Origin of the sequence: Actinomadura sp. CNU-125, from assembly GCF_001942465.1 — a bacterium.
In the GTDB taxonomy this organism is placed as follows: Bacteria; Actinomycetota; Actinomycetes; order Streptosporangiales; family Streptosporangiaceae; genus Spirillospora.
Map to the genome: position 1 here is coordinate 64829 of NZ_MKJY01000022.1, position 20789 is coordinate 85617.

At 72.4% G+C, this 20789-nt stretch carries 21 protein-coding genes and 2 pseudogenes; 11 read left to right on the forward strand and 12 right to left on the reverse strand.

Annotated elements, in window-relative coordinates; translation table 11 throughout:
• Nucleotides 1–55 precede the first annotated feature (55 nt).
• The 3 genes and pseudogenes from BJF79_RS58270 to BJF79_RS03565 form a co-directional block, all read right to left on the reverse strand.
• Entirely contained in the window at nt 56–715 is a 660-nt protein-coding gene (locus tag BJF79_RS58270) for an acyl-CoA dehydrogenase family protein (protein ID WP_410050038.1), read from the reverse strand.
• Nucleotides 716–787: 72 nt separating this feature from the next.
• A pseudogene (locus BJF79_RS58275) lies at nt 788–1927 on the reverse strand (acyl-CoA dehydrogenase family protein); the annotation flags it as partial.
• On the reverse strand, nt 1924–2808 hold the full coding sequence (locus BJF79_RS03565; RefSeq protein WP_075894960.1) for an enoyl-CoA hydratase: 885 nt from the start codon (nt 2806–2808) through the stop codon (nt 1924–1926). The gene BJF79_RS03565 and the pseudogene BJF79_RS58275, both read right to left, overlap by 4 nt.
• A gap of 144 nt (nt 2809–2952) precedes the next feature.
• Here BJF79_RS03565 and BJF79_RS66435 point away from each other — a divergent pair, with 144 nt between their 5' ends.
• The 9 genes and pseudogenes from BJF79_RS66435 (at nt 2953) to BJF79_RS03600 (ending at nt 10829) form a co-directional block, all read left to right on the forward strand.
• Nucleotides 2953–3321 (forward strand): hypothetical protein, encoded by a 369-nt coding sequence (locus BJF79_RS66435; RefSeq protein WP_410050036.1) that lies wholly within the window; start codon nt 2953–2955, stop codon nt 3319–3321.
• Nucleotides 3243–3695 (forward strand): acyl-CoA dehydrogenase family protein, encoded by a 453-nt coding sequence (locus tag BJF79_RS66440; protein ID WP_410050037.1) that lies wholly within the window; start codon nt 3243–3245, stop codon nt 3693–3695. Before BJF79_RS66435 ends, BJF79_RS66440 begins: the two co-directional genes overlap by 79 nt.
• Nucleotides 3692–3844, forward strand: a complete 153-nt coding sequence (locus BJF79_RS55075) for a hypothetical protein (RefSeq protein WP_158079074.1) — start codon at nt 3692–3694, stop codon at nt 3842–3844. Before BJF79_RS66440 ends, BJF79_RS55075 begins: the two co-directional genes overlap by 4 nt.
• Nucleotides 3845–3878: 34 nt before the next feature.
• On the forward strand, nt 3879–5030 hold the full coding sequence (locus BJF79_RS03575) for an acetyl-CoA C-acetyltransferase (protein ID WP_075894961.1): 1152 nt from the start codon (nt 3879–3881) through the stop codon (nt 5028–5030).
• A 41-nt stretch (nt 5031–5071) separates the two neighbouring features.
• Nucleotides 5072–6424, forward strand: coding sequence for an LLM class flavin-dependent oxidoreductase (locus BJF79_RS03580; RefSeq protein WP_075894962.1), 1353 nt, complete (start codon nt 5072–5074; stop codon nt 6422–6424).
• Entirely contained in the window at nt 6421–7611 is a 1191-nt protein-coding gene (locus BJF79_RS03585; RefSeq protein WP_075894963.1) for a flavin reductase, read from the forward strand. Before BJF79_RS03580 ends, BJF79_RS03585 begins: the two co-directional genes overlap by 4 nt.
• A gap of 60 nt (nt 7612–7671) precedes the next feature.
• Nucleotides 7672–8409, forward strand: coding sequence for an SDR family NAD(P)-dependent oxidoreductase (locus BJF79_RS03590; RefSeq protein ID WP_075894964.1), 738 nt, complete (start codon nt 7672–7674; stop codon nt 8407–8409).
• Nucleotides 8406–9278 carry an aldo/keto reductase gene (locus BJF79_RS03595; RefSeq protein WP_075894965.1) on the forward strand — a complete coding sequence of 291 codons (873 nt, stop codon included), beginning with the start codon at nt 8406–8408 and terminating at the stop codon, nt 9276–9278. Before BJF79_RS03590 ends, BJF79_RS03595 begins: the two co-directional genes overlap by 4 nt.
• A 43-nt stretch (nt 9279–9321) precedes the next feature.
• A pseudogene (locus BJF79_RS03600) lies at nt 9322–10829 on the forward strand (FAD-dependent oxidoreductase).
• 109 nt (nt 10830–10938) lie between these two features.
• Here BJF79_RS03600 and BJF79_RS52740 read toward each other — a convergent pair.
• The 9 genes from BJF79_RS52740 to BJF79_RS03635 form a co-directional block, all read right to left on the reverse strand.
• Complete coding sequence (locus tag BJF79_RS52740; RefSeq protein WP_143219672.1) at nt 10939–11106, reverse strand: nitroreductase family deazaflavin-dependent oxidoreductase; 168 nt, start codon at nt 11104–11106, stop codon at nt 10939–10941.
• Complete coding sequence (locus BJF79_RS03605) at nt 11103–12020, reverse strand: VOC family protein (RefSeq protein ID WP_075894966.1); 918 nt, start codon at nt 12018–12020, stop codon at nt 11103–11105. The genes BJF79_RS52740 and BJF79_RS03605 overlap by 4 nt, the downstream gene beginning before the upstream one ends.
• A gap of 66 nt (nt 12021–12086) precedes the next feature.
• Nucleotides 12087–13271 carry an acyl-CoA dehydrogenase family protein gene (locus tag BJF79_RS03610; RefSeq protein ID WP_075894977.1) on the reverse strand — a complete coding sequence of 395 codons (1185 nt, stop codon included), beginning with the start codon at nt 13269–13271 and terminating at the stop codon, nt 12087–12089.
• Nucleotides 13272–13415: 144 nt separating this feature from the next.
• Nucleotides 13416–13625: an alpha/beta fold hydrolase gene (locus BJF79_RS58280; protein ID WP_262401472.1), complete on the reverse strand. Its 210-nt coding sequence runs from the start codon at nt 13623–13625 to the stop codon at nt 13416–13418.
• Nucleotides 13610–14284 carry an alpha/beta fold hydrolase gene (locus tag BJF79_RS03615; RefSeq protein WP_262401473.1) on the reverse strand — a complete coding sequence of 225 codons (675 nt, stop codon included), beginning with the start codon at nt 14282–14284 and terminating at the stop codon, nt 13610–13612. Before BJF79_RS03615 ends, BJF79_RS58280 begins: the two co-directional genes overlap by 16 nt.
• Nucleotides 14285–14466: 182 nt before the next feature.
• Complete coding sequence (locus BJF79_RS03620; protein ID WP_075894967.1) at nt 14467–15225, reverse strand: SDR family NAD(P)-dependent oxidoreductase; 759 nt, start codon at nt 15223–15225, stop codon at nt 14467–14469.
• A 79-nt stretch (nt 15226–15304) separates the two neighbouring features.
• Nucleotides 15305–16156 carry an SDR family NAD(P)-dependent oxidoreductase gene (locus BJF79_RS03625; RefSeq protein WP_262401474.1) on the reverse strand — a complete coding sequence of 284 codons (852 nt, stop codon included), beginning with the start codon at nt 16154–16156 and terminating at the stop codon, nt 15305–15307.
• Nucleotides 16157–16236: 80 nt separating this feature from the next.
• Nucleotides 16237–17172 (reverse strand): alpha/beta hydrolase, encoded by a 936-nt coding sequence (locus BJF79_RS03630; RefSeq protein ID WP_075894969.1) that lies wholly within the window; start codon nt 17170–17172, stop codon nt 16237–16239.
• A 35-nt stretch (nt 17173–17207) separates the two neighbouring features.
• A complete protein-coding gene (locus tag BJF79_RS03635; RefSeq protein ID WP_075894970.1) occupies nt 17208–19163 on the reverse strand; it encodes a flavin-containing monooxygenase in 1956 nt (651 codons plus the stop codon).
• Between the two features lie 162 nt (nt 19164–19325).
• On the opposite strand from BJF79_RS03635, the gene BJF79_RS03640 reads away from it, so the two are divergent.
• Together BJF79_RS03640 and BJF79_RS03645 are read left to right on the forward strand one after the other, a co-directional pair.
• Nucleotides 19326–20474 (forward strand): acyl-CoA dehydrogenase family protein, encoded by a 1149-nt coding sequence (locus tag BJF79_RS03640; protein ID WP_075894971.1) that lies wholly within the window; start codon nt 19326–19328, stop codon nt 20472–20474.
• A complete protein-coding gene (locus BJF79_RS03645) occupies nt 20471–20734 on the forward strand; it encodes a hypothetical protein (protein ID WP_075894972.1) in 264 nt (87 codons plus the stop codon). Before BJF79_RS03640 ends, BJF79_RS03645 begins: the two co-directional genes overlap by 4 nt.
• The last annotated feature ends 55 nt before the right edge of the window (nt 20735–20789 follow it).

Here is a 20789-nt window from a genome sequence, read left to right on the forward strand (position 1 = left end):
GGGTGCGTCGGACGCCGCCCGCGCCGGGATCGACCTCGTATACACGAGACCCTCCTCAGGCGGACAAGACGGGCGCCGCGGGCGCGGCGGTGATGGCGGCGAGGACCCGGGACCGGTGGAACCCGGCGGTGCCCCAGGCGGAGACCAACGCGCGGATCTTCGTGATCCACAGGCCGAGGTCGAACTCCTCGGTGTGACCGATGGCGCCGTGTGTCTGCAGCGCGGTGCGGGACGCGCGGTACGCCGCCGCCGACACCGCCGTCTTGGCCGCCGACACGTCGCGTGAGGCGTCGGCCGAGCCCGCGCCGAGCGAGACGGCCGCGCCGTACACCAGCGGACGGGCGAAGTCGAGCGCGACGCGGACGTCCGCGAGCGCGTGCTTCACCGCCTGGTACTCGCCGATGGCGCGGCCGAACTGCCGCCGCGACCCGGCGTACGCGACCGAGTCGGCAAGCACGCGCTCACCCGCCCCGAGCAGCTGGGCCGAGCAGGCAAGGACCGCCAGGTCGAGCGTCCGCGAGACCCGTTCGGGCTCCAAGACGCCCAGTTCCTCGTCGGGTACGACCTCGAAGAGCAGGCGGGAGCGGTCGACGGAGGTCCGGGCGGCGCCGGTCCGCGCCGCCCGGAGCGCCGTCCCGTCCAGAAGCAGCGCACGGTCGGCCACGTGGGCGTCGAGGGCGAGCGGCGCCAGCAGCGGCGGCGCGGCGGCGGTCACGATGGTGCTCCCGTCGGCGATCTCCGCCAGGGCCGGCCCGTCGTCGAGGGCGGCGAGCAGCGCCGGCGCCAGGACCGCCGACTCGATGTACGGGCCCGGCACCGCGTGGCGTCCGAGGGCCTCGAAGGCGACGACGAGATCGGTGGGCTCGGCGTCCAGCCCGCCGTGGGAACCGGGCACGCGGAGGGCGGTGACCCCCAGGTCGGCCAGCCGCTTCCACAGCTCCATGCCCGGCCCGGCGTCGCCGTTCGCCCAGCTCCGCGCCACGGCCGGGACGTGCGCGCCGGCGAGCAGGTCCAGCGCGGTCTCGTGCAGCCGCACGTCCAGCTCCGACCAGAAGATCTTGTTGACGCTGCCGTCCGCGCCGAGCGCCGCCGCCTCCGGGACCGCCGGGTCCGCGCCGTGCTCGCGCCACAGGTCCAGGAGCCGGTCGGCGGCGGCGCAGAACCGCCCGGGGGAGCGCAGCGACAGGCCGCGCTCGTTGCCCGCGGTGCTCATCGCCACCCGCCATCCGTCGCCGGGCACCCCGAGAACGTCGGAGTCGGGCACGAAGACGTCCTCGAAGAAGATCTCCGCGAAGCCCGGATGGCCGTCCAGCTTGTGGATCGGGCGCACGGTGACGCCGTCGGCGTCCAGGGGGAACATGAAGTAGGTCAGTCCCCGGTGGCGCTCCGCCTCCGGATCGGACCGGAACAGGCCGAAGCCCCGGTGCGCGAACGCGGCCCGGGAACTCCAGGTCTTCTGCCCGTTGAGCACCCACCCGCCCCGGGACCCGTCGCGGGCGGCGGTGCTGCGCAGCGCCGCCAGGTCACTGCCCGCCTCGGGCTCCGACCACGCCTGCGCCCAGATCTCCGAGCCGTCCGCCATCGGCCGCAGGTAGCGTTCCCGCTGCTCGGGCGTGCCGTACTCGAACAGGATGGGCGCCAGCAGCGAGATGCCGTTCTGCGCCACCCGGGCCGGTCCACCGGCGCGGTAGTACTCCTCCTCGAACAGCACCCACTCCAGGAGCGAGGCGTCGCGGCCGAGATACTCCTCGGGCCAGGACACGACCGACCAGCGGCCCGCGGCGAGGGTCGCCTCCCACTCGCGATGCGCCGCGAAGCCCTCGGCGGTGTCCATGCCGGGCAGAGGGACGGACGGGACGTGCTCGTGCAGCCAGGCGCGGGCCTCGTCCCGGAACGCGCGCTCGCGGTCGTCCGGGTCGAGGTTCATCGGCCGTTCTCCGCGTTCGAGTCGCGCATCTTGCGGGCGTCCATCCCCGCCAGCGAGTCGACGCCGACCTCGGCGTTGTGCGCGTGCGCGGCATGGTGCAGGCCGAACACCGAGTCCATCCCCGCCCGCATGCCCTGGAGGTCCTCGGCCTGGTTGATGGCCTTCTTGGTGAGCGCCAGCCCGAAGGACGGCATCTGGCTGATCCGCTCGGCGATCGCCAGCGTCTCGTCCTCCAGGTCCGCGAGCGGCACCACGTGGTTGACCATGCCGAGGTCCAGGGCGCGCTCGGCGGAGACACGGTCGCCGGTGTACAGGAACTCCTTCGCCGCGCGCGGGTTCATCACCCACGGGTGGGCGAAGAACTCGACGCCCGGGATGCCCATGCGCACCACGGGGTCGGCGAAGAAGGCGTCGTCGGCGGCCACGATGAAGTCGCAGGACCAGGCCAGCATGAGCCCGCCGGCGATGCAGGCGCCCTGCACCATCGCGATCACGGGCTTGGGGATCTCCCGCCACCGGCGGCACATGCCGAGGTACACCTCGGACTCCCGGGCGATCCGCCGGTCCACCCCCTGCTTGCCGGTGTGGTCCCACCAGATCACGGCCTTGCGCTCGAAGGACTCGTCGACGTCCCGGCCGGGGGTGCCGATGTCGTGCCCGGCGCAGAAGTGCTTCCCGTTCCCGGCGAGCACGATGACCTTGACGTCGTCGTCGTCGACCGCCCGGGTGAACGCGGCGTCGAGGGCGTAGGTGACCTTCGAGTTCTGGGCGTTGCGGTACTCGGGGCGATCGAGGGTCACGATCGCGACCGGGCCGCGCCGCTCGTAGGCGACGACCTGCTCGTCGGTCCGCTCCCCGGCGGCGTTATCCGCGTTGCTCATTCCGTCTCCAGATTCATGTCCGGTCAGTGGCACGCGCTCTTGCGATCGCTGGCCTAACAAATGTTTGATTTCTCTTGCTATGGTGCAGTCCGCGGCGGACGGCCGCAACCCCGGCAAATCGATGAGCACGGCGGAGGGGCGGATGTGGATCTGACGTACTCGGCGGCGGACGAGGCGTTCCGGCGCGACGTCCGGGACTGGCTCGAGACGCACCTGCGCGGCGATTTCGCCGGACTGCGGGGGCTCGGCGGGCCCGGCCGCGAGGACGAGGCGTTCGGCGAACGGCTCGACTGGGACCGCCACCTCGGCGCGCACGGCTGGACCTGCCTCGGCTGGCCCGCCGAGCACGGCGGGCGCGGGCTGTGTACTTCGACGGCGCCCGAACCGAGGCGTCGCTCGTGGTCGGAGCGCCCGGCGACGGCTGGAAGGTCGCCATGGCGACCCTCGGCTTCGAGCGCGGCGTCTCCACGGTGGGGCAGCAGATCGGGTTCGCGCGCGAACTCGACGCCGTGATCGACCTCGCCCGCCGCAACGGCACCTTCGACGATCCGGTGATCCGGGACCGCCTCGCGCACGCCCGGACGGGCCTGGAGGCCATGCGCCTGCACGCCCTGCGCACCCTCTCCGGGGACGGCTCGACCGGTGCGATGCAGGCGTCGGTGACCAAGCTGCTCTGGGCGAACTGGCACCGCGACCTCGGCGAACTCGCGATGCGGGTCGCCGGGGCGACGTCCCTGGTCGTCGAGCGGGCGCCGTACGAGCTGGACGACCTGCAGCGCCTGTTCCTGCACAGCCGCGCCGACACCGTCTACGGCGGCTCGGACGAGATCCAGCGCAACATCCTCGCCGAGCGGGTGCTCGGCCTGCCCAGGGAGGCCCGACCGTGACCACCGCCAGGACCGAACGGCCCGCGCCGGACCACGTTCCCGGCCGCGCCCTCCTGGAGGGCCGGACGAACGTCATGGTCTTCCCGGCGAGCGACCACTCGTCCTACCTCACCGGCGAGGTCGTGCCGGTCAGCGGTCGGCATCCCTGATCGCGCCGCATCCCGACACCCGAGGAGGGTTCACATGGCCGAGGCCTACATCATCGAGGCGGTCCGGACGCCGGTCGGCCGCCGGGGCGGCGGGCTGTCCGGCGTCCACTCCGCGGACCTGGGCGCCCACGTCGTCTCCGCGCTCATGGACCGCAGCGGCGTCGACCCGGGACGCGTGGACGACGTCATCTTCGGCTGCACCGAGACCATCGGCTCGCAGGCCGGCGACATCGCCCGGACCGCCTGGCTGGTCGCCGGGATGCCGGACCACGTGCCGGGCGTGACGATCGACCGGCAGTGCGGATCCAGCCAGCAGGCGGTGCACTTCGCCGCGCAGGGCGTCATGTCCGGCACCGCCGACCTCATCGTCGCGGGCGGCGTCCAGAACATGTCGGCGATCCCGATGTCGGCGGCGATGACGGTCGGGGAGCAGTACGGCTTCACCACCCCGTTCGCCGAGTCGCCGGGCTGGATCGCCCGCTACGGGGACCAGGAGGTCTCCCAGTTCCGGGCCGCCGAGATGATCGCCGACAAATGGGACATCTCGCGTCCGGAGATGGAGGAGTTCGCGCTCCGCAGCCACCACCGGGCCGTCGCCGCGACCGACGAGGGGCGTTTCGCCAAGGAGATCGCGCCGCTGGGCGGCGTCTCCGCCGACGAGGGGCCGCGCCGCGACACCGACCTGGACAAGATGGCCGCTCTCCGGACGCTCCGTGAGGACGGCCGCATCACCGCGGCCGTCGCCAGCCAGATCAGCGACGCCGCGTCCGCGGTGCTCATCGCCTCCGAGCAGGCCGTCCGGGAGTTCGGCCTGAAGCCCCGGGCGCGCGTCCACCACATCTCCGTCCGCGGCGACGACCCCGTCTGGATGCTGACGGGCCCCATCCCCGCCACCCGGCACGCCCTCCAGAAGACCGGCATGTCGATCGGCGACTTCGACCTGATCGAGATCAACGAGGCGTTCGCGTCGGTCGTCCTCGCCTGGGCCAAGGAGACCGGCGCCGACATGGACCGCGTCAACGTCAACGGCGGCGCGATCGCGCTGGGCCACCCCATCGGGGCCACCGGAACCCGGCTGCTGACGACGATGCTGCACGAACTCGAACGCCGCGGCGGACGCTACGCCCTCCAAACGATGTGCGAGGGCGGCGGCCAAGCCAACGTCACCATCATCGAACGGCTCTGACCCGCTCAGCAAACCCACAGATGCCGACACAGGGAGCAACCATGAACGAAAGCGGCCGTCAGATGCATCTCGCGGTGTTCGCCCGGGGGCTGGGCGCCGCCCAGTCGGTGTGGCGGTCCCCGCGGACGGACCCCGCGAAGGTCCACACCCTGGAACACTGGGCACGCGTCGCGCAGGTCGCCGAGGAGGGCAAACTCGACGCGGTGTTCGTCGCCGAGGCGCTCAATCTCAGCACGTCGATCGGGACCGACGCCACCGAATGGCCGGACGCCGTGAGCCTGGTGGCCGCACTGTCGGCGGTGACGTCCCGCATCGGCCTCGTGGGGACCAGTTCGACCACGTACAGCCACCCCTTCACCGTGGCCCGACAGTTCGCCACCATCGACCACCTGAGCGGCGGCCGCGTCGGCTGGAACATCGTCACCACCGCGATCGCCACGGCCGCGGCCAACTACGGTTCCGCCGAACTGCCCGAGCACGAGGCCCGCTACGCGCGCGCCGACGAGTTCGTGGACATCGTCACCCGCCTCTGGGACGGCTGGCGGGACGACGCCATCGTGCTCGACCGGGAGGCGAGCGTGTACGCCAACCTCGACCGGATCCGGCGCCTCGACCACCAGGGCGAGCACTTCAGCGTCGGCGGCCCGCTGACGATGCCCCGCTCGCCGCAGGGCAGGCCGGCGCTGGTGCAGGCCGGGTCGTCCCCGACCGGGATGAAGCTCGCGGCGCGGTGGGCCGACATGGTGTTCACCACGCAGTTCGACATCCGGGACGCCAAGGCGTTCGCCGACCGGATGCGGGAACTGGTGGCGGCCGAGGGACGCGACCCGCGCACGGTCGCCGTCATGCCGGGCATCACGCCGATCATCGGCAGGACGGTCCGGGAGGCCCGCGACCTGGCCCGGGAACTCGGGGACCTGGTGCACCCGGACGCCACGCTGGCCTTCATGCAGCAGATGTTCGGCGGCATCGACTTCACCGTCTACGACCTCGACGAGCCGTTCCCCGATGTCGGCGGCCTGCTGCCCGCGCACGCCGGGGTGTCGCGGCCCCGCCTGTTCATGGAGATGGCGAAGGAGGAGGGGCTGACGCTGCGCCAGGTGGCGCAGCGGATCGGGCTCAGCACCGGGCACCGCTCCATCGTCGGAACCCCGGACCAGGTCGCCGACGAGCTGGCCGCCTGGTTCACCGGGGGAGCCGCGGACGGTTTCAACCTCCTGCCCGCCGACCTGCCCCGCGGACTCGAGGACTTCGTGGAAGAGGTCGTCCCGCGCCTCCAGGACCGGGGGCTGTTCCGCAAGGACTACACGGGGACCACGCTTCGCGAGCACCTCGGCGCGCCCGCGCCCGAGCCCGCCCCCGGAGACGGGCCCACCCTGAAGGAGGCCCGGTGAACGCCCCCGCCGCACCGTTCGACCGGCGGCGGTTCCGTGAAGTCCTCGGCCACTACCCGACGGGCGTGGTCGTCGTCACCGGGATCGCGGACACCGGCGAACCGGTCGGCATGGTCGTCGGTTCGTTCTCCTCGGTTTCGCTCGACCCGCCGCTGGTGTCCTTCCTCCCGAGCAAGACGTCGGGCACGTGGGCGCGCTTGCGCACGGCGTCCTCGTTCTGCGTCAACGTGCTCGCCGCCGACCAGGAACACGTCTGCAGGCAGTTCGCCGCCAAGACCGGTGACAAGTTCACCGACGTCCCCTGGCGGCTCTCCCCGTCCGGCGCACCCCTGCTCGACGAGGCCGTCGCCTGGATCGACTGCGATTTCGACGCCGTTCAGGAGGTCGGTGACCACCTGATGGCCCTCGGCCGGGTCCGGGACCTCGGGGTCCTCGACCCGAGGCCCCCGCTGCTGTTCTTCCAGGGCGGCTACGGCGGGTTCTCGCCGGGCGCGCTCGTCGCGCCTTACGAGAGCGACCTGCTGAACCACATCCGGGTGGCCGACATCGCGCGCGAGCACATGGAGGCCGTGTCGGCCGACCTCGGGCTCGAATGCTACGCGCAGTGCATCGTGGCGGACGAGATCGTCGTCGTCGCCGGTTCCGCGGGCGCCCGGAAGAACACCGTGCACGGGCACATCGGCCGCCGGATGCCGTTCGCCCCGCCCTACGGCGCGCTGTTCGTCGCCGGACGCGACGACAAGGCGATCGACGCCTGGCTCTCGCGGCGCAACCTGCCGCTGGCGGACGAGGACCGGGACCACTACCGGCGCGCGCTCCGGCGGGCGGCGTCCCGCCGATGGTCCATCGCCCTGCGCGCCCCCGAGCATGACGAGGTCTGGGACGAGATCGACGCGTTCTCCACCGCGCAGCGCACGCCCGAGCTGGAGCGCCGGGTCGGCGCGCTGCTGGAACGGCTGAAGGAGCACTACGAGCCCGACGCCCTCGACCCCGACCGCCGCCACGATGTCCGCCTCCTGGGCGCACCCGTCTACGGCCGGAGCGGAGACGTCGTGCAGGTGCTCACCCTGTTCCAGATGCCGCCGCGGGCGAGCGTCGAGCGGATCGCCTGCTGGCGGGACCGGCTGGTCCGCGCCGCGGACGCGGTCACCGCGGCGATCGGCGGTCGGCCGCCGCAGGCCCCCTGAGAACGACCCGCCGCCCCGCGCGCGCGACGGAATCCCACATCGATGAGGGAGATGAGCCCCATGTCCGCAGAACACGCGCCCCGAGAACACGCGGTCGTCACCGGCGGCAGCAGCGGCATCGGCCTGGCGGTCGTACGGCGGCTGATGAAGCGGGGCCTCGCCGTGACCGTCCTGGACATGCGGCCGCCACCGGACGACCTGACACCGGCGTTCGAGGTCGACGCGACCGACGAGGCGGCCGTCCGGGACGCGCTCGCCGCGGCGGCCCGGGACGCCGGGACGCCCACCCGCCTCGTGACCTGCCACGGCATCCGCGGCGAGTTCAAACCGGCCCTGGAACTGGACCTCGACGCCTACCGCCGGGTGCTCGACGTCCACCTGGTCGGGACGCTCGTCACCGCACGGTCGCTCGTCGCGGGGATGCTGGAGGCCGGCCTCGACGGCGGGTCGATCGTGACCATCTCCTCGACGACCGCCTACGGCGGGTGGCGCGACCAGGCCGACTACGGCGTCGCCAAGGCCGCCGTCGAGCAGCTCACGCAGAACCTCGCGATCGAATGGGCACCGCACGGGATCCGCGTCAACGCGGTCGCGCCCGGGCACACCCTCACCCCCATGGTCCAGGAGATGGTCGACCAGGGGTACGACCTGTCGGCCACCGAGGCGCGGATGCCGCTCGGCCGGCTGTGCTTCCCGGACGAGATGGCGGCGGCGATCGAGTTCATGCTGCTCGACGCCACCTTCTCGACGGGCGTCCGGATGCCGGTGGACGGCGGGTGGACCGTGGTCGGCAAATGACGGACGTCCCCCTCCGGCCGCTCGGGGACCTGCATGTCTCCGCGATCGGCATGGGAGCGATGACCCTCACCCAGGTACCGGACTACGACGAGGAGCGCGGCGTCCGGACCGTGCACGCCGCCCTCGACGCGGGCGTCACCCTCCTCGACACGGCCGACGTCTACGGTCCGGCGGGCGGCGACTACGGCGTCAACGAACTCGCCGTCGCCAAGGCGCTCCGGCTGTATCCCGGTTCCACCGACCACGTCGTCGTCGCGACCAAGGGCGGCCACGTCCGCTACTTCGACACCGACACATGGTGGATCGACGGCCGACCCGAATGGCTGCGCCGCGCCTGCGAGGCGTCGCTGCGACGGCTCGGCCTGGACGCCCTGCCCCTCTACATGCACCACCGCCCGGATCCGCGGATCCCGTACGAGGAGAGCATGGGCGGGCTCAAGGAGCTCCACGAGAAGGGGCTGGTCCGGCGCGTGGGGGTCTCGAACGCGAGCGCCGAGCAGGTCCGGACCGCCCACGACGTGCTCGGCGACGTCCTCGTCGCGGTCGAGAACGAGTACTCGCCGCGGGCGAGGGCCGCCGAACCCGTGATCGACCTGTGCGAGGAACTCGGCCTGGCGTTCCTCTCCTGGGGGCCGCTGGGCGGGATGCGCGGCGCCAAAGAGCTCGGAACCCGGTTCGCCGCCTTCGACTCGATCGCGGCCGCCCGCGGCGTCGGCCCGCAGCGGATCGCCCTCGCGTGGCAGCTCCACCGGTCCCCCTCGATCATCCCGATCCCCGGGGCGAGCAGGCCCGAGTCCGTCCTCGACTCGCTGGCCGCGGCCGACCTCGTCCTCACGCCCGACGAACTCGGACGACTCAACCGGAAGTGAGAAGAGAACAGTGACCACAGAGCATCCGGCCGAGAACGCGGACGTGATCGTCGTCGGTTCCGGCGGAGCGGCCCTCGCCGCCGCCTACACGGCCGCGGCGAACGGGCTGCGCACCATCGTCCTGGAGAAGACGGAGCACTTCGGCGGCACCAGCGCCTACTCGGGCTCGGGCATCTGGCTCCCGGGCAACCAGGCGCAGCACCGCGCGGGAGTGCCCGACAGCGTCGAACTCGGCACCGAGTACTTCACGGCGCTCGTCGGAGACCGCACCCCGGCCGAGTTGCAGCGGGCTTACCTGTCCACCGGCCCCGAACTGGTCGAGTTCCTCGAACGCGACCCGGCCCTCCGGTTCCGGTACCAACCCTTCCCCGACTACTTCGAGGCTCCCGGACGCGTCGAGAACGGCCGGGACATCTTCCCCGTGCCGCTCCCCGCCACCGAACTCGGCGACCGACTCGCCCACCTCCGCCCGACCATCGCGCTCGACCAGCACGGCATCGAGCAGGACCGCGAGAACCTCATCGGCGGCCAGGCGCTCATCGGCCGGTTCCTGCTCGCGCTGGACAAGACCGGCAACGCCGACCTCCGCACCCGCACGCGGATGCGCTCCCTGATCGTCGAAGAGGGCTGGGTGACCGGCGTCGTCGCCGACGGACCGGACGGGACGACCCGGCTGCGGGCGGCCCGCGGCGTCGTGCTCGCGCGGGCCGCTTCGAGCGCGTCGACGACCTGCGCGCCCGGCACCACGGGCTGCCCGGCGGCGGCTGGACGTCGACCGCCGCGGGCACCAACACCGGCGACGCGCTCGCCGCCCTCGAAGCCGTCGGCGCGTCCGTCGACCTGATGGACGAGGCGTGGTGGTGCCCGGCGACGCCCTTCCCGAACGGACGCGCCGAGTTCACCCTCGGGCTGCGCGGCGGGATCTTCGTGAACTCGGCGGGGGAGCGGTTCGCCAACGAATCCCTGCCCTACGACCGGATGGGCCACGAGATCCGCGGCGGCCACGCCACCGGCGTCTCCCACATCCCGGTCTGGTTCGTGTTCGACGACAGGTTCGACAACGTGCCCGCGCTGTGCGAGCCGCGCCCGGACCCGGCCGCGTTCCGCGCGGCCGGCCTGTGGCGTACGTCCGACACCCTCGACGGCCTGGCCGACCTGATCGATGTTCCCGCCTCGGCTCTGGGAAGCACGGTCGACCGGTTCAACGGTTTCGCCGCCACCGGCGAGGACACCGATTTCCGACGGGGCGAGGATCCGTTCGACCGCTTCTTCGCCGCGGGCGACGGCCCGAACCCGTGCCTGGTCCCCATCGACCGGGGGCCGTTCCACGCCGTCCAGATCGTCCTCGGCGACCTGGGAACGAAGGGCGGGGCGCGCATCGACGCCGACGCCCGGGTGCTGGACGGGTCCGGCGACCCGATCCCGGGCCTGTACGCGGCGGGCAACTCGGCGGCGTCCGTCGCCGGGCACGTCTACCCGGGGCCGGGCGTCCCGCTGGGCTCGGGGATGGTCTTCGGCTACCGGGCCGCCCGCCACCTCCGGTCCGACTGACGGAACAAGGACGAAAGGGAGACACCGCCATGCGGTGTCTCCCTTTCACGTTGAACCACTGCGCCGTGACCGTCGCCGCACCCGCTCCCGGGCGCGGACCGCCGAAAGGTCAGGGGGACGGTTCGAGGACGAAGACCGGGATGTCGCGGTCGGTCTTCTCCCGGTAACCCTCGTAGTCGGGCCAGACGACGGGCTTGCCCTGCAACGTGTTGCCCTCCGTGCCGCCGGTGCCGGGCAGGCGGCGCCCGCAAGCCGTGATCGGCCCGGTCGAGGTCACTCTCCGGGCGGGGCGAACGCGGCGAGGGGTTCGGAACCGGACCAGTCGTGGCCCCAGTAGCTGTCGGCGGTGATCTCCTCGGCGGTGTAGTGGGTCTCGTCGACGAGCATGCCTTCGCAGCCGTACTCGATGTCCCAGCCGCCGGGGGCGCGCACGTAGAACGACACCATCTTGTCGTTGGTGTGGCGGCCGAGGGTGGAAGAGATCGAGAAGCCGAGGCGGTTGACGTTGTCGAGCGCCCGGCCCACCGCGTCCAGGGTGTCGACCTCCACCATCAGGTGCACGAGGCCGGGGTCGCCGCCGTGCGGCGCCGGGATGACGGCGAGACTGTGGTGGCGCCGGTTGACGCCCATGAACCGGACGCGGACCGGACCGGCCGGAGTGTCGGCGGCCTTCATCGCGCCGCGCGGCAGGAACCCCAGGACCTCGGCGTACCACCGCACCAGCTCCTCGCCGGCGGGGGCGGGCAGGACCACGTGTCCCAGGCCCTCGGCGCCGGTCACGAACTTCTGGTCCAGGCCGAGCCGCAGCGGGCTGTGGTCGAGGACGGGCCCGAAGAACACCTCGACCGGCGTACCGCCGGGGTCGGTGAAGGAGATGGCGGCCTCGACGTCGCGCTCGGCGGACTCGGCGTGCGACAGCACGGATACCTCGACGCCGGCCTTCTCGACGGCCTCCCGGACGGCGGCGAGCGCGAACTGGTCGCGCACCTCCCAGCCGACGGCCAGGACCCGGTCGGCGTCGCCCGGCAGGACGGCGAGGCGGTACCGGCGCTCGTCCATGCGCAGGTACAGCCCGTCGGGGACCGGGCCGGACCCCTCGGCGAAGCCGAGCCCGTCGATCGCGAGCTCGCGCCAGCGCGGCAGGTCCCGGGTCTGCACCCGCAGGTACCCGAGCCCTCGTATATGTGTCACTGTGCCTCCTATTGGCAATGGATCCGCCGGTCGGGCGGCGGACTCTCCCGGTCGGTGGGAAACGGGTCAGATCATCGAGCGCATGGGCCCCTGCGGGGGCTCGATGTCCAGGTCGGTGAGGGCGGAGACGTGGTAGACGGCGCCGGGGACGTGGATGGCGTGGGCGAGGCCGACGTGGGCGTCCCGCCAGAACCGCTGGATCGGGTTGTCGACGCGCATCGCGTTGCCGCCCGAGCGGATCACCAGCTCGTTCACCGCGTGCACGGCCCGCCAGGCCGCCCGGACCTGGAGGCGCCGACCGGCCGCCCGCTCGCCGAACGAGACCTCCTCGCCCGCGGCCGCCTTGTCGTACATGCGGGAGGCGAAGTCCAGGAGGCGGGTGCGGGACGCGGCGATCTCCTCGGCGGCCTCGCTCATCGCGTACAGCACGTACGGGTCGTCCTTGACCTTGGTGCCGACGATCTGCACCCGGTCGCGCTGGTACGCCATGTGGTGCGCGAGGACGCCCTCGGCCATGCCGATCACGGCGGAGGTGATGCCGAGGGGGAACGCGCAGGAGAACGGCACCAGGTAGGTCGGGTTGGTGAGCCCGGCGTCACGGGGCGCGGATCCGTCGATGACCTTGGAGAACTTCATGACGCGGTAGTCGGGGACGAACGCGTCGCGGACGATGACGTCCTTGCTGCCGGTGCCCTTGAGCCCGGCGACCTCCCAGGAGCCGTCCACGATCTCGTAGTCGGAGCGCGGCAGGATCAGGTGCAGGCCCTCGAACGGCTCGGCGGGCTTGCCGTCCTTGTCGCCGAGGATCCCGCCGAGGAAGATCCAGTCGCAGTGGTCGGTGCCGGAGGAGAACTGCCAGCGGCCGTTGAAGACGTAGCCGCCGTCCACGGGACGCGCGACGCCCATGGGCGCATACGGGGACGCGATCCACGTGTCGGGGTCGTCGCCCCAGATCTCTTCCTGGACCTTCGGGTCGGCCATCGCCATTTCCCACGGGTGCAGGCCGACGATCCCGGCGACCCAGCCGGTGGACCCGTCCAGCGCGGCGATCCCCATGACGGCCTCGGCGAACTCCCGCGGGTGCGTCTCCAGGCCGCCGTGCGTCTCGGGCTGGAGCATCCGGATCACGCCGGAGTCGCGCAGCACCTTGGCGGCCTTGTCGTCGAGCTTGCCGAGCCGCTCGTTGACGGGGCCGAGCGCGCGGATCTCCTCCGCCCGTTCCATGATCGTGTCGAGCACGCGGTTGGTCATCGCCTGTTTCTCCATTGCTGTCTCAGGTCGGCCGGGGAACGGCCGGGGGCCGGTCCGGGCCGGTGGTGCCGGGGTGGGAAGGGGCCGCCGAAGGCGGCCTTGCGCGGACGTTCGTCGGCGCCGCTCTTCGGACGTGCGGCGGAGTTAGGCGTCGTCCTCGCGGGTGAGGAACGCCAGGACGGCGCTCTCCCAGGCCTGCTTCTGCTCGATCATCACCCAGTGCCCGCAGTCGGGGAAGACGTGGACCTCGACGTCGGGGATCGTCCGCATGGGCAGCAGCATCATGTCGACGGGACTGACCCGGTCGTCGCGGCCCCAGGTGACGAGCGTCCTGGCTTTCAGCTTGTGCAGCATCGCCCAGTACGGGGGCGCGTCGCTCGCGGCGGCGCGGACGCGGCGGCGGCGAACGCCTCCCGGCCGTACATCCGCCGGGCGCTCGCCAGGGTGTCGGGGTCCGTGGCCTGCTTCCAGCGCTCCTCGATCAGCTCCTCGGTGACCAGGGCCGGGTCGTACACCATCGAGTGCAGCCACTGGACGAGCCGCTCGCGGGTGGGGTCCTCGGTGAACTCCATCAACAGCCGGATGCCCTCGCCGGGCGCCGGGCTGAAGATGTTGCGGCCGATGCCGCCGATGGTGACGAGCCGCCGGATCCGGTCCGGACGGGCCAGCGCCGCCTGGGCGCCCACGATGCCGCCCATCGAGTTGCCGATGACGTCGACCCGGTCCAGGCCCAGGCCGTCCAGGAAACGGGTCACCGCGCCCGAAGCCGCCATCATCGGGTGCCGGTCGGTGGCGTCGCTGACGCCGAACCCGGGGAATTCGAGGATCAGGCAGCGGAAGCGCGCGGCGAGGACCGGCAGGTTCCCGTGGAAGTTCCGCCAGCCCGTCACCCCCGGCCCGGAGCCGTGCAACAGCAGCAGCGGCGGGCCGTCTCCGGCCTCGTGATATCGCAGCACGCCCTCGTCGGTGGCGAGCTCACGCGCCGTGGACGCCCAGGTCAGCTCCGTGGTCATGTCCCTCGATCCGCTCGTGGTGGCCTCTCGGGGAACGTAATCGCGGCCGTGCCACGGGCGCTGCAGGGTCTCCCGGCCAGTGGGAGGCCGCCCCCGGTGAACCTGTTTTCGAGGAAGGATGGGGCGCGTACGCGGGCCCGGCCGAAGTGATCGGCCGGGGCCCGCGCAGTCGGGGCGCGACGTCAGGACGTGGTCGTGCCGCCGTTGAGGCCGATGGTCTGGCCCGTCATCCAGGACGCCTCCTCGGAGGCCAGGTAGGCGACGAGGTGACCGGCGTCCTCGGGGGTGCCGAGGCGCCCCACCGGGATCGGGTCGGCGAGCTTCTTCACCAGCTCGGGGTCCTTGACGTTGCGGAGGACCAGGCCCAAGGCCACGGTGTTGGCGGTGATGCCGGACCGGGCGTTCTCCTTGGCGATGTGCCGCATGAACCCGATCGCGCCCGCCTTGGCCGCCGCGTAGGTGGACACGCCGATGTCCAGCCCGACCGTCCCGGCACCGGACGAGATGGTGATGACGCGGCCCCAGCCGTTCTCGACCATCGGGTCGAGGGCGGCCTTGCAGCAGTTGAGGACGCCGTACAGGTTGACGTCGATGATCTGCGACCAGTAGCCGACCGGCATCTCGCGGAACTGGTGCATCTCCATCGTCCGGTCCGGGCCGCCCGTCCCGGCGTTGTTGACCAGGATGTCGACCGGCCGGCCGCGGTCGGCGACCGCGGCGAACCCGGCGGTGACGGCGTCGAGGTCGGTGACGTCGAACGGCACCGGGAACGCGGCGCCGCCGGTGGCGGTGATCTCCTCGGCGACCTCTCGCGCGCGGTCGGGGTGGTAGTCGTTGACCGCCACCGTCGCGCCCTGCCCGGCCAGGGCGCGGGCGATCCCGGCGCCGACGTTCTGCCCGGCGCCGGTGACCAGCGCGACCTTGCCGTCCAGTTCGAACATGGATGCGTCTCCTGCCTGTTGGAATGCCAGAGTCATACGGAAGCGGGGGCGGCGCGGCCCGTGCCCGCGCCGGTTCGGGTCAGTGCCACCGCTCCGCGCCGGGGACGGCCGACGCCTCGATCTCGGCGAGCAGCGCGTGCGGGCTCCGCGGCGGAGATCTGTGCGCGAGCTGGTCGGCGCGGGCCCGCATCGAGGCGATGCCCGCGTCGTCGTCGGAGAAGACCCAGAAGGCGCCCGCCGCGAGGGCGTCGGTCATGTGCGCTGCCGCCTCCACCGGGTCGAGCCCGGCGGCGACGTTCGCGGCCTGCATCGCGTCGAAGAGCCGGGCGGCGACGGGATCGGAGGTCGGCGCGGACGCCTGGGCGCTCGTGAAGATGCGGCTTTTGACCGAGTACGGGAGGATCGCGGAGATCTGGATCGGTGCGCCGGTCAGCGCCACCTCCTGGTGCAGGCACTCGGTGAGCGCCAGCACCGCGTGCTTGCTGACGATGTACGGTGCCTGCAACGGCGCCGACGACACCCCGCCGACCGAGGACATGTTCGCGATGACCGCGGGCCGTCCCGCCTCGATCATCCGCGGCAGGAACGCCTGGACGGTGTGGAAGATCCCGTCGACGTTGACCGCCATCACCTGCCGCCACCGGGCGACCGGGACCTCCCACAGCGGCCCGGCGGTCTCGAGCCCGGCGTTGCCGACGAGCAGCTCCACCGAGCCGAACCGCGCGAACGTCTGCTCGGCGAGCATCGACACGGCTTCGGGGTCGGTCACGTCGACCTGGGCGGCGATCGTCCGTGCCGGGCCGGAGCCGAGTTCGCCGGCGAGCCGCCGGGCCCCGTCCGCGTCGAGGTCGGCGATGACGACGTTCATGCCGATCGCGGCGAGGTGGCGGACGAAGCCCTCGCCGATTCCGGAGGCGCCGCCGGTGACCACGGCGGTCCCTCCGGCGAAACGGTCCCGGGCGGTGCGGCGCGCTCCGTCCGGCCCTGTGGTCGGCCCTGTGGTCGGCCCTGTCATGGCAGCTCCTGGAACTTGGCGCGGGCGAGCGCGCCGATCTCGGTGAAGGCGATCCGGGCCCGGCGCAGGTGCGCGGCCTGGGACAGGAACCCGTGGCACACGCCGGGAAAGCGCAGCAGCGCGGTCGGGACGCGGGCCTCCCGCAGTCGGCGGCCGTAGTCCTCGGCCGCGTCGCGGAGCGGGTCGGCCTCGGCCGTGACGACGATCGCGTCGGGCAGGCCCGCCAGGTCGCGGGCCAGCGCGGGCACGCCGTACGCGGTGTCGGCGGATTCGTCCGGCCCCAGGTACTGCTCCTTCATCCAGACGACGTCGGCGCGGGTCAGGATGGGGCCGTCGGCGAACTCCACCATGGACGGGCGGTCGGAGGCGCGTTCCAGCCCGGGATAGAAGAGCAACTGCGCGCGGATCGGGGGACCGTTCCCGTCCCGGGCGCGCAGGGCGGCGCCCGCCGCCAGCGACCCGCCCGCGCTGTCCCCGGCGACGGCGATGCGCGCCGGATCGATGCCCAGCTCGTCCGCGGCGGCATGGGCCCAGCCGACCGCGGCGAACGCCTCGTCGCTCGCGACCGGGTAGCGGTGCTCGGGGGCCAGCCGGTACTCGACGCTCAGCACCGCCGCGCCGCAGGAAGCGGCCAGGCGGCGGGCGAGGGCGTCGAAGGAGTCGAGCGTCCCCATGATCATGCCGCCGCCGTGGAAGTAGACGATCGCCGGGCCGCCCCGCTCCGGCCCCGGCCGGTACAGCCGGACCGGGACCGTGCCGTGCGGCCCCTCGAACGCCAGGTCGGCGACCTCCGCCATCTCGGGTGCGGGCGGCCGGGGGACCGACTCCATCCGCGCCCGCACCCCCTCGATGCCGATCTCTCCGTACGGCTTCGCTCCGGCCGCCTTCGCGGCGTCGACGAGCGCCTGCGCGTCCGGGTCGAGAACCACCATGCCGGGTCTCCTTTCCATGTCGGCGCGGTCGGACGTCAGCGCAGCTCGAAGCAGGACGGGTCGGGCGTGCGCGACATGTGCCAGTAATCGACCATCCGCCAGGGCTGAGGCAGGAGCACCCGGCCGGAGGCGTTGCGGTAATAGGTGTGGGCCCGGTCGGAGTTCCGCCAGATCGACCCCTCCATCTGGGCGTCGACCCGCGCCACGAACTCGTCCAGCGCCTCCTGCGTCACCTCGATGGAGCGGGCGCCGCGTTCGACGAGCAGTTGCAGGCACTCGGTGATGTAGTGGACGACGACCTCGGTCATGAAGTTGTGGCCGCCGCCGTGCCCGTTGCTGGAGTTGGGGCCCGACGTGACGAACAGGTTCGGGAAGCCCGCGACGGTCCCGCCGAGGTACGCGCGCGGATCGTTGCCCGCCCACGCGTCGGCGAGCCGGACGCCGTCCCGTCCGACGACCTCGACCGTGGACAGGAAGTCGAGGGTGAAGCCGGTCGCGTAGATGATGACGTCGAGCTCGACGAACGTGCCGTCCTCGGTGCGGACGCCCTCCGGGGTCACCTCGGCGAGCCCGCCGGTGACGACGTCGGCGCGGTCGCCGGCGAGCGCGGTGAAGTAGCCGCCCGGGTCGCGGATGATGCGCTTGCCGTGCGGCGGGAAGTCCGGGGTCATCTTCTTCAGCAGGTCCGGGTCGTGGCCGAAGGACGCCTCCAGGTGCCGCAGGCACATCTGCAGGTACCGGTCGTTGGCCTCGGAGATCGACAGCGGGTTCGAGGCCATCCACTCCTTGTCGGCCCGCACGGTCGGATAGTTGTTGTCCGTGACGAACCAGTAGGTCTTGGCGCGCTGCCAGCGCTCGTAGAACGGGACGTGCCGTTTGAGGCGGCGCTCGCGTTCGGGGACGATGCCCTCGCCGAGGTTGTTGGGCATGACCCAGTGGGGCTGCCGCTGGAACAGCGTCAGATGCTCGACCTCGTCGATGATCGCGTCGACGACCTGCACCGATGTGGCCCCGGCTCCGATCACGCCCACGCGCTTGCCGGTCAGGTCGATCGACGCGTCCCAGGCGGCCGAGTGCACGCTCGTCCCGGCGAACGTCTCGCGGCCGGGGACGTCCGGATACTTCGGGCGGTTGAGGAAACCGGCGGCCGTGATGACGGCGTCGGCGCGCGAGGTGACCTTCCGCCCGTCGTTGTCCGCCGTGATGACCCACACCCGGTCGTCGTCGTCCCACACCAGGGACTCGATCGTGGTGTTGAAGCGGATGTTGGGCCGGACGCCGTACTTGTCCACGACGCGCTGCAGGTACTCCTGGTACTCGGTGCCTACGGGGTAGTACCGGGACCAGCCCGCCTCCGGTTCGAACGAGAACGAGTAGTAGATGCTCGGGGTGTCCACGGCGACCCCCGGATAGGTGTTGACGCGCCACGTACCGCCGATGTCGTCGGCGCTCTCGAAGATCTCGTAGGCGAACCCCGCGTCGGCGACCGCGACGGCGGCGCCGATCCCGCTCATGCCCGCGCCCAGGATCGCCACGGTGAAGTCGGCGGGCGGCGGCGTGCGCCGTTCGATCACGGGCGTGCTCGGTACGAACCCGGCCTGCTCCTTGATGACTCCGACGAACTCCTCGGCGACGTCCTCGCCGGTGGCCAGGCCGATCATCCGGCGGAACAGCGCGTCGTCCGGCACCTGGAGGTACTCCTGCTGCGTGGTGGCGGAAAGCGCCTCGACGAGCAGCTTCTTCAGTTCCGCGAACTCCTGCTCGGGGAGGCGTCCGGCGGGCAGCAGGCGGAGGTCGCCCTTGTGGGCGGGCTGCTCGAAGTCGATGAGCGGACCGAAGCGGTCGAGTGGTGAGGTGTCACCGGTGATCTGCACCAGGCTCATCAGCAGCAGGGCGGGGTCCCCGGCGTCCAGGTTCTCTTCGAGGTCGGCGGCGTCGAGGCGGCGGGGCGGGACGTGCAGGTCGATGAGGCGGTGGGGCTTCGGTGTCATTCACGGCTCCTGCCGGAGAATCCGGGCCGGGGAGGGGGCGGGGAGAAAAAAGGGAGGTGATCGGGATCACCCATTGAACGACCCCGTCCGAGAGCTTGTCAACAATCCTGTTCTTCAAGATAGGATCCAATTTCATCGTTGAGCGTGAGGAAGAGCGGTCACGTGACACTGAGGATCACGGCGGTCGACGAGCCGCCCGGGGCGCTGCACGCGCTGAGACGCGAGGTCGCGGAGTTCCTTGAACGGGAGATCGCCGAGGGCGGTTTCGATCCGGAGGCCGATGCCTGGATGTCGGGCGTCGACCCGGCCTTCAGCAGGCGGCTGGCCGGTCGCGGCTGGGTGGGGATGACCGTCCCCGCCCGGTACGGAGGGCACGGCCGATCCGCCCTGGAACGGTACGTGGTCACCGAGGAACTGCTGGTGGCGGGCGCCCCCGTGGCCGCGCACTGGATCGCCGACCGCCAGATGGCGCCGGGCATCCTGCGCAACGGCACCGAGGAGCAGAAGCGGCGCTACCTGCCCGGGATCGCGCGCGCCGAGCAGTTCATGGCGATCGGCATGTCCGAGCCGGACTCCGGTTCCGACCTCGCCTCCGTCCGCACCCGGGCGGCCGAGGCCGACGGGGGCTGGCGGCTCACCGGCACCAAGGTCTGGACGAGCGGCGCGCACATCGCCACCGCCATCGTCGTGCTCGCCCGCACCGACGACGGCGGCGGCGACCGGCACGCCGGCCTGTCGCAGTTCATCGTGGACCTGCCGCGTCCCGGCGTCACCGTCTCGCCGATCATCACCATCGACGGGGCGCACCACTTCAACGAGGTGGTCTTCGACGACGCCGTCGTGCCGCCGACCGCGCTGCTCGGCCGTCGCGGCGACGGCTGGCGGCAGGTCACCGCCGAACTGGGCAATGAGCGGTCCGGCCCGGAACGCGTCCTCAGCACGATGCCGCTGCTGCAGGCGTGGGCGCGCTCCGGTGCGTGGCGGGACGACCCCGTCGCGCGGGCCGACCTCGGGCGGCTGGTGTCCCGGCTGACCGCGCTGCGGCGGCTCTCCCTCGCGGTGGCCGGGCGGCTGGCGGCGGGGGAGGACCCCGCGCTCGAAGCCGCCCTGGTCAAGGACCTGGGCACGGCGTTCGAGGGCGAGGTGGTGGACGTCGTCCGGCGGCACGCCGATCCGAACGTCGGCGCGATGCCCGACGGGCTCGCGGCGATGCTCGCCAAGGCCGTCCTGCACGTGCCGGCCTTCACGCTCCGCGGCGGCACCAACGAGATCCTGCGGACCATCGTGGCGAAGGGAATGGCCGGGCGATGAGCGATCACCTGACGGATCTCGCCGAGGCCGTCCGCGGAGTCCTGTCGGGGCGGCGGGCCGTCGACGCCGCCGCGCCGCCGGGCGTCGACACCGCCCTGTGGAACGAGCTCGAGAGCCTCGGGTTCGTCTCCCTCGCCGTCCCCGAGGATCTGGGCGGGGGCGGCGGCACGCTCGGCGACGCGGCCGTGCTCGTCGGGAGGCCGCCGCCGCGGGCGCGGCCGTTCCCGTCGCGGAGGACGTTCATCGCGGCGCGCTGCTGAGGCGGCCGGGGCGCCCCTCCCGGACGGCCCGTTCACCGCGGCGTTCGGCGACCTG